The 12,743-nt window shown below is 61.4% G+C and carries 13 protein-coding genes; 8 read left to right on the top strand and 5 right to left on the bottom strand.

Annotation, left to right across the window (positions count from 1 at the left end; genetic code table 11):
• Positions 1-58 precede the first annotated feature (58 nt).
• The 6 genes from RID42_08240 to grxD all read left to right on the top strand — a co-directional run bounded on the left by RID42_08240 (position 59) and on the right by grxD (position 4,701).
• Positions 59-823: a phosphoribosylaminoimidazolesuccinocarboxamide synthase gene (locus tag RID42_08240; protein ID MEQ8247659.1), complete on the top strand. Its 765-nt coding sequence runs from the start codon at positions 59-61 to the stop codon at positions 821-823.
• Between the two features lie 3 nt (positions 824-826).
• Positions 827-1,069 carry a phosphoribosylformylglycinamidine synthase subunit PurS gene (gene purS / locus RID42_08235; protein ID MEQ8247658.1) on the top strand — a complete coding sequence of 81 codons (243 nt, stop codon included), beginning with the start codon at positions 827-829 and terminating at the stop codon, positions 1,067-1,069.
• 39 nt (positions 1,070-1,108) lie between these two features.
• Positions 1,109-1,798 (top strand): phosphoribosylformylglycinamidine synthase subunit PurQ, encoded by a 690-nt coding sequence (purQ, locus tag RID42_08230; GenBank protein MEQ8247657.1) that lies wholly within the window; start codon positions 1,109-1,111, stop codon positions 1,796-1,798.
• A 3-nt stretch (positions 1,799-1,801) separates the two neighbouring features.
• Entirely contained in the window at positions 1,802-3,997 is a 2,196-nt protein-coding gene (gene purL, locus RID42_08225) for a phosphoribosylformylglycinamidine synthase subunit PurL (protein ID MEQ8247656.1), read from the top strand.
• Positions 3,998-4,026: 29 nt separating this feature from the next.
• On the top strand, positions 4,027-4,263 hold the full coding sequence (locus RID42_08220) for a BolA family transcriptional regulator (GenBank protein ID MEQ8247655.1): 237 nt from the start codon (positions 4,027-4,029) through the stop codon (positions 4,261-4,263).
• A 93-nt stretch (positions 4,264-4,356) separates the two neighbouring features.
• Complete coding sequence (gene grxD / locus RID42_08215; GenBank protein MEQ8247654.1) at positions 4,357-4,701, top strand: Grx4 family monothiol glutaredoxin; 345 nt, start codon at positions 4,357-4,359, stop codon at positions 4,699-4,701.
• Between the two features lie 72 nt (positions 4,702-4,773).
• On the opposite strand, the gene rpsD is transcribed toward grxD, so the two are convergent.
• The 4 genes from rpsD to RID42_08195 all read right to left on the bottom strand — a co-directional run bounded on the left by rpsD (position 4,774) and on the right by RID42_08195 (position 9,456).
• Positions 4,774-5,391: a 30S ribosomal protein S4 gene (rpsD, locus tag RID42_08210; protein MEQ8247653.1), complete on the bottom strand. Its 618-nt coding sequence runs from the start codon at positions 5,389-5,391 to the stop codon at positions 4,774-4,776.
• Between the two features lie 193 nt (positions 5,392-5,584).
• Complete coding sequence (locus tag RID42_08205; protein ID MEQ8247652.1) at positions 5,585-6,361, bottom strand: RNA methyltransferase; 777 nt, start codon at positions 6,359-6,361, stop codon at positions 5,585-5,587.
• Positions 6,361-7,746, bottom strand: a complete 1,386-nt coding sequence (gene cysS, locus RID42_08200; GenBank protein MEQ8247651.1) for a cysteine--tRNA ligase — start codon at positions 7,744-7,746, stop codon at positions 6,361-6,363. Before cysS ends, RID42_08205 begins: the two co-directional genes overlap by 1 nt.
• Positions 7,747-7,797: 51 nt before the next feature.
• On the bottom strand, positions 7,798-9,456 hold the full coding sequence (locus tag RID42_08195; GenBank protein MEQ8247650.1) for an NAD+ synthase: 1,659 nt from the start codon (positions 9,454-9,456) through the stop codon (positions 7,798-7,800).
• 90 nt (positions 9,457-9,546) lie between these two features.
• Here RID42_08195 and RID42_08190 point away from each other — a divergent pair, with 90 nt between their 5' ends.
• Both RID42_08190 and RID42_08185 read left to right on the top strand, forming a co-directional pair.
• Positions 9,547-10,557, top strand: a complete 1,011-nt coding sequence (locus RID42_08190) for an NADP-dependent oxidoreductase (protein MEQ8247649.1) — start codon at positions 9,547-9,549, stop codon at positions 10,555-10,557.
• Between the two features lie 6 nt (positions 10,558-10,563).
• The gene (locus tag RID42_08185; GenBank protein MEQ8247648.1) at positions 10,564-11,607 is read left to right on the top strand and encodes an NADP-dependent oxidoreductase; all 1,044 of its coding nucleotides are present in this window, start codon (positions 10,564-10,566) and stop codon (positions 11,605-11,607) included.
• On the opposite strand, the gene RID42_08180 is transcribed toward RID42_08185, so the two are convergent.
• A complete protein-coding gene (locus RID42_08180) occupies positions 11,604-12,740 on the bottom strand; it encodes a nicotinate phosphoribosyltransferase (GenBank protein MEQ8247647.1) in 1,137 nt (378 codons plus the stop codon). The genes RID42_08185 and RID42_08180 overlap by 4 nt on opposite strands.
• Between the last annotated feature and the right edge of the window lie 3 nt (positions 12,741-12,743).

Here is a 12,743-nt window from a genome sequence, read left to right as displayed (position 1 = left end):
TTTTGGCCTATAAAACGACGGGCCGACCGAAGGCCCCTCACCACAGGATAGACCGACAATGGCCCGCCGCAGACAGATCTATGAAGGCAAGGCAAAGGTCATCTTCGAGGGCCCGGAACCGGGCACCTTGGTGCAATACTTCAAGGACGACGCCACAGCGTTCAACAACCAAAAACGCGGCACCATCACGGGCAAAGGCGTCCTGAACAACCGTATTTCCGAGTATTTGATGACCCGAATCGGCGAAATCGGGATTCCCACCCATTTCGTCCGCCGCCTCAATATGCGCGAACAACTGATCAAAGAGGTCGAAATTATCCCCATCGAGGTGGTGATTCGGAATGTCGCTGCCGGATCACTGTCCAAGCGGTTGGGCATCGAGGAAGGGCAGTCGTTGCCCCGTTCGATCATCGAGTATTACTACAAGTCCGACGAACTCGGCGATCCGATGGTCGGCGAGGAGCACATTACGGCGTTTGGCTGGGCCGCGCCCCAGGAACTCGACGAAATGGTCGCAATGTCGTTGCGAATCAACGATTTTCTCTCAGGCTTGTTTTTCGGGGTCGGAATTCGGTTGATCGACTTCAAGATCGAGTTCGGCCGGCACTACACCAACGACGACATGCGGGTCGTTCTGGCCGACGAAATAAGCCCGGACTCTTGCCGGTTGTGGGACCTCCACACCAACGAAAAGATGGACAAGGATCGTTTTCGCCGCGACATGGGAAATGTTGCGGAAGCGTATCAAGAAGTCGCGCGGCGCCTCGGCATTCTCCCCGAAAGCGGTCCGACCGACATCAAAGGCCCAAAGGTTATGCAGTAAGCGATGAAAGCGTTGGTCCACATCACGCTGAAAACCGGCGTCCTCGACCCGCAGGGCAAGGCAATCGCCAATGCCCTGGCCAATCTTGGGTTCAGCGGCGTCAACGATGTCCGCCAAGGAAAATATATCGAACTCGACCTGCCCCACACCGACCGCGCCGCCGCTGGCGCGACGGTAAAGGAAATGTGCGAACGCTTGCTCGCCAATACCGTCATCGAAGATTACCGGGTCGAGATTGTCGATTAGGCTGAATCCGTTGCCCACCGCACGCGTCACCGAGGCCGCATGAAAGCCGCCGTCATCGTCTTTCCGGGGTCGAACTGCGACCGCGACCTGATGGTTGCGCTCGAACAAAGTACGGGGACCCGTCCTGCGATGACGTGGCATCGCGAAACCTCCCTGCCCCCCGTCGACTTGATCGCCGTACCCGGCGGCTTCTCCTACGGCGACTATCTCCGCTCGGGGGCGATGGCCGCGCGATCGCCGATCATGAAGGAGGTCGTTGCTCATGCCCGGCGCGGTGTCGCGGTCCTCGGCGTGTGCAACGGCTTCCAAATCTTGACCGAATCCGGGCTGTTGCCGGGGGTCCTCATGCGCAACCGCGATTTGCGCTACGTCTGCCGCGACGTCTTCCTGCGCGTCGAGCGCAACGACACGGCATTCAGCAATCGATACACCCAGGGACAAGTCGTGAAGATCCCGATCGCGCACCATGACGGAAATTACTTCATCGACCCCGACGGGCACCGGCAACTGGAGGACGAAGGACGCGTCGCGTTTCGCTATTGCGATCAATCCGGGACGGTGGACGACCAATCTAATCCAAACGGGTCGTTGGCCAATATTGCCGGAGTTCTCGATCCGGCGCGCCGCGTTCTCGGCATGATGCCGCACCCCGAACGCCTCTCCGACCCCGCCTTGGGTGGGAACGATGGCCGGGCCCTGTTCGATTCACTCCTCGAAGCACTGGCCTAGACCGTGCAGAACGCCAGCAACGTCACCGCCGAATTGGCCGCCGAGCATGGCCTTACCGCCGATGAGTTCGCGCGGGCCGTCGAGATTCTCGGTCGCACGCCGAACCTGACCGAACTTGGCATCTTTTCAGTCATGTGGAGCGAACATTGCTCCTACAAATCCTCCAAGAAGTGGCTGCGAACCCTTCCCACCGAGGCCCCCTGGGTGATCTGCGGGCCTGGCGAGAACGCCGGCGTCATCGACATAGGCGATGGGCAGGCGGCCATTTTCAAAATGGAGAGCCACAACCACCCCTCTTACATCGAACCCTATCAAGGTGCTGCAACAGGCGTCGGTGGGATCTTGCGCGACGTGTTCACAATGGGCGCACGCCCGGTCGCCAATCTAAACGCGCTTCGTTTCGGTTCGCCTAAACACGCCAAGACGCGCCACCTCGTGGCCGGCGTCGTCGCCGGCATCGGCGGCTACGGAAACTGCATCGGCGTGCCGACCGTGGGCGGCGAATGCACTTTTCATACAAGCTACGATGGGAACATCCTGGTCAATGCGATGACGGTCGGGATCGCGCCCAAAGACCGCATCTTCTATGCGGCTGCGGCGGGCGTCGGGAACCCGGTGATCTATGTCGGATCGAAAACCGGGCGCGACGGCATTCACGGCGCGACGATGGCCTCCGCCGAATTCGACGATCAGTCCGACGAAAAGCGGCCCACAGTTCAAGTCGGCGACCCTTTCACGGAGAAACTCCTCCTTGAGGCTTGCCTAGAACTGATGGCGACCGACACGATCGTGGCGATCCAGGACATGGGGGCCGCCGGGTTGACCTCGTCGTCGTTCGAAATGGCGTCGCGCGGCGGCATGGGGATCGATTTGGACCTCGACCAGGTGCCGATGCGCGAATCCGGCATGAGCGCCTACGAGCTGATGCTGTCCGAATCCCAGGAACGGATGCTGATCGTTTTGAAAGCCGGACGCGAGAACGACGCCCGCGCGATTTTCGAAAAGTGGGAACTCGATTTCGCGGTGATCGGTCGACTCACCGATAGCGGACGGATGGTCCTAAAGATGGGCGGCACCATCGTCGCCGATTTGCCGGTCGCACCCTTGGCCGACAGTGCGCCGGAATATGATCGGCCGCACGTGGCGACCGCGCCGCGCGACACGATCCGCGCCGCCGACGTGAAGCCAGCCAAAGGGATCCGTGACGCCCTCCTCGCTCTCATGGGATCGCCGGACCTTTGCTCCAAGAAATGGATTTGGGAGCAGTACGATCACATGGTCATGGCCGACACTGTCGTTCGGCCGGGGGGCGACTCCGCTGTCGTGCGTATCCACGGCTCCGAACGCGCACTCGCGGTGACGACCGACTGCACGCCGCGCTACGTCGCCGCCGATCCGATCGAAGGGGGCAAACAAGCGGTTGCCGAATGCTGGCGGAACTTGACCGCCACAGGTGCGAAACCCCTGGCGATTACCGACTGTCTGAACTTCGGCAGCCCGGAGCGGGCCGAGGTGATGGGCCAATTCGTGGGCGCCATCGCCGGCATCGGCGAGGCCGCGCGCGGGCTCGACTTCCCCATCGTCTCGGGCAATGTCTCGTTTTACAACGAGACCAACGGCAAGGCGATCCAGCCGACCCCCTCGATCGGCGGTGTCGGCCTGATCGAAAATATCGATCGCGTTGCCCGGATCGGGATCGACGCCGAAGGGTTGACCCTCATTTTGATCGGGCGAGCCGAAGGAACGCTTGGCGCGAGCCTGTTCCTGCGCGAAATCAACGGTTCGGAGGCGGGCGCGCCGCCGCCGGTCGATCTGGCACAAGAGAAACAGGTCGGCGATTTCGTACGCGCCCAGATCGAGTCGGGCGCAGTGCGTGTTTGCCACGACCTCAGCGACGGGGGACTTGCCGTCGCCGTTGCCGAAATGGTCTTGGCGGGTGGCGTCGGCGTCACCATGTCTGTGCCGCCAGGGGCCGATCACGGATGGTGGTTCGGCGAAGATCAAGCCCGTTACCTCGTCGCCGTCGATGAAGCGACGGGCGCCGGCATCGTCGACGATGCGCACAAAGCAGGGGTTACGGCGACGCGGATCGGTAAAAGCGGTGGAAGCGCCCTTGATTTAGGGGGGGATGGATCGATCTCCCTCGACGACCTGCGCACCGCCGCAGACGGATGGTTGCCGGCTTATATGGACGCCTAGGGCGTCGCAACGCACGATAGGAGACGCCGATGGCTATGGACGCCGCCGAAATCCAACGCCTTATCAAAGAGGGCATCCCCGACGCCGTCGTAAAGATCGAAGATCTCCGAGGCGACGGCGACCACTATGCCGCCCATGTCACCTCGCGCCAGTTCGCGGGCAAGACCAGAATTCAGCAGCATCAGATGGTTTATCAGGCGTTGCGCGGCAACATGGGCGATGCCTTGCACGCGCTGGCATTGCAGACTGCCGTACCGAGTGACTAATACCCCTGAATCTCTTGTGGTTGAAAAATTGCGAGGATCGCGCACATTAGCGCCATGCGCCGGACAACCCCCGGTAACGAAAGGACAACGAAGATGAGCGACAACCCGGTTTTCGACCGCATCCGCCAAGAGGTCGACCAGAACCAAGTGGTTTTGTACATGAAGGGAACTCCGATTTTTCCGCAGTGCGGCTTCTCTGCCGCCGTGGTCCAAGTTCTGAGCGAACTGGGAGTCAAATTCAAAGGTGTGGACGTCCTGATGGATCCGTCGTTGCGCGATGGAATCAAACAATTCAGCGATTGGCCCACCATTCCCCAGCTCTACGTCAAAGGCGAATTCGTCGGCGGTGCGGACATCGTGCGCGAGATGTTCGAGACCGGTGAACTCAAACAGTATCTGGCGGACCAGGGCGTAGCGTCGGTTGCAGTCAACGCCTAGCGGCCACGCAAAGCCATAGACCAAAGAAAAAGGGCGCCTCTGGCGCCCTTTTTTGTTCGATGTTCGAATGACCTAGTGGGAGGAGTAGTACTCGACCACGAGGTTCGGTTCCATCATCACCGGATACGGGACATCGGCAAGTTTCGGCACGCGAACGAAGGTTCCCTTCATCTTGGCGTGATCGACTTCGATGTAGTCCGGAATATCCCGTTCTGTCAGTTCGACGGCCTCGAGAACGACGCCGAGCTGCTTTGAGCGATCGCGCACTTCGACGATATCGCCCTCGCGCACCTGATAACTTGGAATGTTGACGCGGCGCCCGTTCACCATGACATGGCCGTGATTCACGAACTGGCGCGCGGCAAACACCGTCGGGACAAATTTCATCCGGTAAACGACAGCGTCCAACCGGCGCTCAAGCAAGCCGATCAACGTCTCGGACGTATCGCCGCGCTTGCGCGACGCCTCTTCGTAGGTCCGGCGGAACTGCTTTTCCGTGATGTTGCCGTAATAGCCGCGAAGCCGCTGCTTGGCCATCAATTGGATACCGTAGTCGGACGGTTTACGCCGACGCTGGCCGTGCTGACCGGGCGGATATTCGCGCCGATTAACGGGGCTCTTGGGCCGACCCCAGAGATTCTCGCCGAGTCTACGGTTGATCTTGTATTTGGACTTCAGTCTTTTGGTCATTCGCGATTGCCATTCCCACGCACGAAGACGGCCGCCCACAAAGGAGCCGCCTTTTGAAGGCGCGTACTATAGCGACGCGCGGCCCGGTGTCAAACGCCGAGACGACCACAACGCCATATAAAAACGCAATGTTATCAGAGACTTAAGCCACCGCCGCCCGGCATGATCCGTCCGACACGACCGCCGCTGACCATTATCCGTTGGTGGATGGCTTTCCCCGGGGCGACGCCAGCGAGGAAACCACACCCCGCAGGGTCCTGACCTCCTGTTCGGTCAATCGGGCCCGCTGCAGGATTGCGCGGATGTTTCGGACCATCGTCGGGGCCTTCTCCGGCGGATACAGGAAACCGCTAAGACGAAGTTCTTCCTCGAGATGGGTGAAGAGATGAGCGAGCTCAGCCTTGGTCGCGGGCGTGCTATCGCCGTCGTTGTGCTGCAGCGGTGGCGTGTTGTCGCCAGCGCCGAAAAAGGCATAGCCGAACAGCAAGACCGCTTGGGCCAAGTTGAGCGACGAAAAGCCAGGATTGGACGGTACGTTGATGATGACGTCGGCGAGCGAAATATCGTCGTTCGTGAGACCGGCGCGCTCTGGGCCAAACAAGACCCCGCAGCGTTCGCCGGCGGCCAAGCGAAGGCGAATGTCGGTCGCCGCATGGCCGGGGGTCACAACATCCTTGCGGACATCGCGCGGACGCGCCGTCATCGCATAGACGACTTGGAGATCGTCTACCGCCGCGGCCGTCGTCCCGTAGACGCGCGCGGCGTCGATCACAACATCGGCGCCCGATGCGGCAGCCACCGCTTTCTCGTTGGGCCAACCGTCGCGCGGACTGACCAAACGCAGGTCGCCGAGTCCGAAGTTGAGCATCGCCCGGGCAGCGGCGCCGATGTTCTCGCCGAGCTGCGGTTCCACGAGGACGACTGCCGGGCCGCCGAGCTGCGGCGCACGCGATCTATCGGTGCCGGCCATCAGTCGTCGGCCTGATAGCGCCAGGTCGTCCCGCCAGGACCGTCTTCGAGGACGACGCCCCTCGCGAGGAGGGTGTCGCGAATTCGATCGGACTCGGCGAAATCCTTGCGCCCCCGCGCTGCGGTACGCGCAGCGATCAACCCGTCAATATCGTCGCCAATGCCCTCATCTGCGCCCGCCTTAAACCAACCCTCCGGATCGACCTGGGCGACCCCGAGCAATTCACCGGCCTTGACGATCGCAGCCGCCAGCGACGCTTGTTCGGTCCGATCCTCCGCGCGGTTGAGGCGACCGACAATCGCCATAAGTTCCGACAACGCCATCGGCGTATTGAAATCGTCGCGAAGCGCAGCACGCACCTGTGCCAGAGCATCGTCCGGACGCTGTCCCGGCGCGATCGCGCCCAACCTGCGTAATGCCGAGTAGAGCCGATCGAGGTTCGCGCGCGCCTGACGCAAACCCGATTCCGTCCAGTCCAACGGTTGGCGGTAGTGGGCCGAGAGGAGTAGCCAGCGGATCTCCTCGCCTTTCCACCGTTCGAGCGCGTCACGGACAACGACGAAGTTGCCGAGCGATTTAGACATTTTCTGGCCCTCGATCATCACCATGCCGTTGTGGAGCCAGTAATTCGCGAGAGGCGCTCCGCCATGGGCGCAGACGCTTTGGGCGACCTCGTTCTCGTGATGCGGAAAGATCAGATCGGCGCCACCGCCGTGGATGTCGAACGTTGCACCGAGGTAAGCCTCGCTCATCGCTGAGCACTCGATGTGCCAGCCGGGGCGGCCGCGGCCCCACGGGCTATCCCAGCCCGGTTGATCGCCGTCTGAGGGCTTCCAGAGAACGAAATCCGCAGGGTCGCGTTTGTAGGGCGCCACATCGACGCGGGCCCCCGCCACCTGTGCATCGCGGTCTCGGCCGGAGAATCGTCCATAGGCCGGCATCGATTCGACCGAGAAAAGCACGTGGTTCTCCGCCACGTAGGCATGCCCGCGGGCAATCAGCACCTCGATCATCGCAATCATTTGCGCGATATGAGCGGTGGCGGTCGGCTCGACATCGGGCGGGAGGACCCCCAGCGCGCCCATATCCTCGTGCATCGCACGCGTCGTGCGCTCGGTGACAACCTCAATCGACAGGGCCTGGGCGTTTGCGGCAGCGTTGATCTTGTCGTCGACGTCGGTGATGTTGCGCACGTAGGTCACCTTCGGAAAGGCGTCGCGAAGCACGCGAACGATCAGATCGAACGCCACCATCATGCGGGCATTACCGACATGGGCGAGGTCGTACACCGTCGGACCGCAGGCATATATGCCGACGTTGGCCGGATCGAGCGGTTTGAAAACCTCTTTCCGCCGCGTCGCGGAATTGTGGAGCGTGAGAGACATGGCTTCCCTGGGTCGTACGGGCGGCACGTTGGCACACCCGCGTGGACGTAGTTATAGCTGTTCGGTGAACCGATTGGTGATGGGATAGCGCCGGTCGCGGCCAAACGACCGCCGCGTGATCTTGACCCCCGGGGGCGCCTGACGGCGCTTGTATTCCGCCACCGCAAGCAGGCGGGCGATCCGTTTCACCGTGGCAGGATCAAATCCAAGCGCGACGATTTCGGCCAGGCTGCGCTCTTCCTCCACCAGACCGGTCAGAATCCGGTCGAGGTCCTCATAGGGAGGCAGCGAATCCTGGTCGGTTTGATCCGGCCGCAACTCGGCCGACGGCGCCTTGGTAATGATGTTCTCCGGGATCGGATTGACCGCCGCCCCCAAACTGTCCGGCGGAACATGGACGTTTCGCCAGCGCGCGAGGTCGTAAACCATGACCTTGTAGATATCCTTCAGGACCGAATAGCCGCCGCACATGTCGCCATAGAGAGTTGCATATCCGACCGACATTTCGGATTTATTGCCGGTCGTCAGCACCATCGCGCCGAACTTGTTGCTGAGCGCCATCAGCGCCACACCTCGCGCGCGCGCTTGCAGGTTCTCCTCCGTCGCATCCGGTTCCCGGCCCTCAAAGAGATCTGCAAGCATGCCGTCGAAGGCGGCGACAGCCGGTTCGATCGGAATCGAATCGCGGCGGCAACCGATCCGCGCACAGCAGTCCTCGGCGTCCTCGATACTGGCGCGCGAGGTGTACTTTGATGGCAGGAGAACCCCGTGCACGCGATCCGGACCCAGCGCATCGGCCGCCACGGCCGCGGATAGGGCCGAATCGATTCCGCCCGACATCCCAATCAAGACACCGGGGAATCCATTCTTGTTCACGTAATCACGGAGCCCGAGGACCATGGCCCGGTAAACGTTTTCGAGGCGGTCGTGGGGGCGATCCATGGGTCCTTCGTCAAATCGCCACGCGCCCTTCCTTCTTTCGATCCTGAGCCGTTCGATCTTCTCGCGCCACGCTGGCATCAAAGTCGCGCCGGTACCGTCGCCGTTGAGCGCAAAAGAACTGCCGTCGAACACCAGTTCGTCTTGGCCGCCGACCTGATTGACGTAAAGCAGCGGCAATCCGGTTTCGCGCACCCGATCTTGCGCCAGCGCCTCGCGTTCTTCCCATTTATCGAGCTCGAACGGCGAGCCATTGAGGACGACGAGAATCTCGGCCCCGGTTTCGGCCAAACATTCAGCGACATCGGGCTTCCACATGTCCTCACACACCATGACCCCCAGGCGTACGCCGCGGAAATCGATGGGTCCGGGGAGTTCGCCCGCGTCAAACACGCGCTTTTCGTCGAAGACACCGTAATTCGGCAAATCGGATTTGTACCGCGCAGCGACGACCTGACCCGCCGACAACAGCAGCGCCGCGTTGAAGACCTTTTCCTTCTCGCGCCACGGCGTACCCAGAAGAATGGCTGGGCCTTCGGCGGTGGCTTGCGCGATCCGCGAGACGAGGGCTTCGGTCTCGTCAAGAAACGAAGGTCGCCGTACAAGGTCCTCCGGCGGATAGCCGCAAAGGAACAACTCACTGGTAACGACGAGGTCCGCGCCGTTCGCCTGCGCCGACTTGGCAGCGGCGAGGAGCTTCTCGGCGTTCCCCGGCAGGTCGCCCACCGTCGGATTGAGCTGGGCGAGGCATATGTTGAGTTGATCAGTCATCGCAGTGGGGCCCCTAGCGCGAGCGCGCCCGGAGTATGACCTATAGTGTAGTCGACCAACGGGAACAACGGCCTAGATGGGGTGACAGCGATGCACGACAAGAACCTTAGGATCCTTCTCGCAAAACGTCCCACAGGATCGCCCACGGCAGGGGACTTCAGCATCGTTTCTGAGGCAATCCCGACACCGGGACCTGGCGAAATCCTGGTCCAGAGCCTTTACCTGTCGCTCGACCCCTATATGCGGGGGCGTATGAACGCCGCCAAATCCTATGTGCCGCCGGTGGAGATTGGCGCGGTCATGGGCGGCGGCGTGGTTGGGCGCGTGATGCGCTCGGACGTGGCCGCGTATCCGGCCGGCACGATCGTCGAGGGGCTCCTGGGGTGGCAACAGTTTGCCGTGGCCAAGCCCAAGATGCTGCGGAAGATTGATCCCGCACTCGCGCCAATCTCGACGGCCCTCGGGGTTCTGGGCATGCCTGGTTTGACGGCCTATTTCGGTCTGCTCGATTTAGGCAAACCGATCGCTACCGACACCGTCGTTGTCTCAGCAGCTTCGGGGGCGGTCGGGTCGCTGGTGGGCCAGATTGCGAAACGTCTCGGCTGTCGGACGGTCGGGGTAGTCGGGTCGCCGGAAAAGGCCCGTTATATCGTCGACGAACTCGGCTATGACGCCGCGATCAACTACCGCACCTCGGACAACCTGCGCCGGGATATCCGCGAAGCCGCTCCGGATGGAGTCAACGTCTACTTCGACAATGTCGGCGGCCCGGTCACCGACGCCGTCTTCGAGAACCTCGCCCAGCGCGCTCGTATCGTTATTTGCGGCCAGATTTCCCAATACAACAGCACCAAGCAGGAAATGGGCCCGCGCAATCTTTCCCGCATCTTGACCACGCGCAGTCGGATCGAAGGGTTTATCGTTTTCGATTACGCCGACCGCTACCCGCAGGGTCTGAAGGACCTCGCCACATGGGTGGCGAACGGCGAGATAAAGTACAAGGAAGACATCATCCAAGGATTGGAAAATGCACCGGCAGCCTTTATCGGTCTTCTCGAAGGCAAAAATTTCGGCAAGCTACTCGTAAAAATCGCGGATTAGGCACCCATGGCTCTCCCCAATCGCAATCGCAAGGTCGTCCTAGCTCGGCGCCCAGTCGGTATGCCGGTCGAGGACGATTTCCGTCTGGTCGATGCACCCGTGCCCGAACCGGGTCCCGGTGAACTTCTTGTTCGTGCGCATTACCTTTCCGCCGACCCGTTCCAACGGATGCGACTCGATGCGGGCTCGGGCTACGGCAAAACCTTGGAGATCGGCGATGTGATCAAGGGACGCCTCGTCGGCGAGGTCGTGCAATCGAATCATCCGGACCATAAAGCCGGCGAGTTCGTCGAAGGTATGCTTGGTTGGCAGACCTACGCGATCTCCGACGGCAGCACCGCCCGAGCGGAATATGCCCCAGGGATTACCAAGGTCGATCCGCTTATCGCGCCTATTTCTACGTACCTCGGCATTCTGGGCTTCCCCGGGGTCACGGCCTATTTCGCGATGCTTGAAGTATGCGACCCCCAAGCCGGCGAGACTGTCGTGGTCACGGGTGCAGGCGGTGCCGTAGGGTCGCTGGCAGGTCAGCTTGCCAAGATCCGCGGATGTCGCGTCGTCGGCATCGCCGGGAGCGACGCGAAATTGGACCATATTGTGAATGACCTCGGCTTCGATGCCGGGATCAACTACCGGACAACCCCCGACCTCATGGCCGACCTGCGCCGCACGTGCCCGGCGCGCATCGACGTCCATTTCGACAATGTCGGCGGCGATATTGCCCATACCATCTTGCATCACCTGGCCCGCGACGCGCGCATCGTGCTTGTCGGCAACATTAGCCAAAATAATCTTGCGGAAAGACCGCTCAGGGCCGATACGACCGGGCTTCTGATGACCGCCCGGGCGATGACCAAGGGCTTTATCGTGTACGACTACGAGGCTCGGGCCGATGAAGCGCGAAGGGCCATTGCCGGCTGGCTGGCCTCCGGAAAGATTCATTACCACGAGACGATTTCCGACGGGATCGATAGCGCTCCGGCAGCGTTCATATCGATGTTGCAGGGCGGCAACATCGGCAAACAACTGATCCGCCTCGACGACCTCTAATCGGCAGGGCGCAGCAGGAATTCCCGACCGACCTTCACCGACTTCGTTCCGTTGTAGTCGATGACGTCCGCAGTCGCATAGGTTTCGTCCCATCGCTCGGGCAAATAGGACCCGGTGCCGATCACATCGATCGGCGCGTTCACGCTTGCCATGACCTTGCATTTGGCCGGACCGAAGCCGGAACTGGCGACAATCGCCACCTTGTCGAAGCCCGCTTGGTCGAGGGATTCCCGCATTAAATAAATCGCCGCCGCGGTAACGCCGGTGCCGACCAGCCAACGTAGCTCCGGTTCGGAGCGATACTGCCGCGTGCTCTTGGGAACATGCCGTTCGAGCACCGCATAGGAGCCCTGCGGGTCCAAGCCTTCGACAAACCGACCGCCATGCGTATCGAGCCGTACTGACAACGACCCGGCGGCCGCTAGGTCCGGAAAGCGGTGGCAAACCTCAAGCGCATCGGTAATCTCCTGGCCATAATAGTCGACCAGGATCGTCATTGGGTCGTCGGGAAATGTGTCATGGAACATTTCAGCGGCGCGCACTGTCGACCCCGCGTAGCCTATTAGAGCATGCGGCATCGTTCCCATTCCGCGGTCCTTGCCAAAATAGTGCGCCGTTGCGTCGGTGGCATTGCCGATAAATCCCACCGCCCCCACCTCGGCCTTGGCGGCATTCGATCCGACACTTGCGGCATAGGCCATCATCTCGGCCATTTCCGCACCGGCGCAGTGCCGGGCATCCATTGCCAAGAACGCCACTTTGGGCAAATCGCGGCACATCGAGTACGCGTTGTAAGCGGCAACGCAGGCCGGCCCCAAACGCTGCAAATAGATCGTCTCGAGATCGACCAACTCGGCGAGGGATCCGGAGATATAGATCAGAGGGTCACCGGCCCCCACCCAATCGCCTTCCCTATAGCGCAGTTCAATGTCGTACTTGACGCCTCGGCGCGCCGCGACGGTTTCCAACACATCGACCATAAGGCGCGGTGTGAACAGTACCGGGCGACGCATGAACACGGCGTAGGTGACACGCTTGTCGCCAAAGCGGCGAACCACGCTCTTGGTGCGGTTGAAATAGTGATCGGTGTGGCGTTCGATCGCTGCATCCGACTGGACGACAGAAAACGGCATGAC

It is taken from the genome of Alphaproteobacteria bacterium (assembly GCA_040216735.1).
Classification (GTDB): domain Bacteria; phylum Pseudomonadota; class Alphaproteobacteria; order SHVP01; family SHVP01; genus CALJDF01.
The sequence above is the reverse complement of the archived record's forward strand: the minus strand, read 5'-3'. Positions and strand labels throughout refer to the sequence as shown.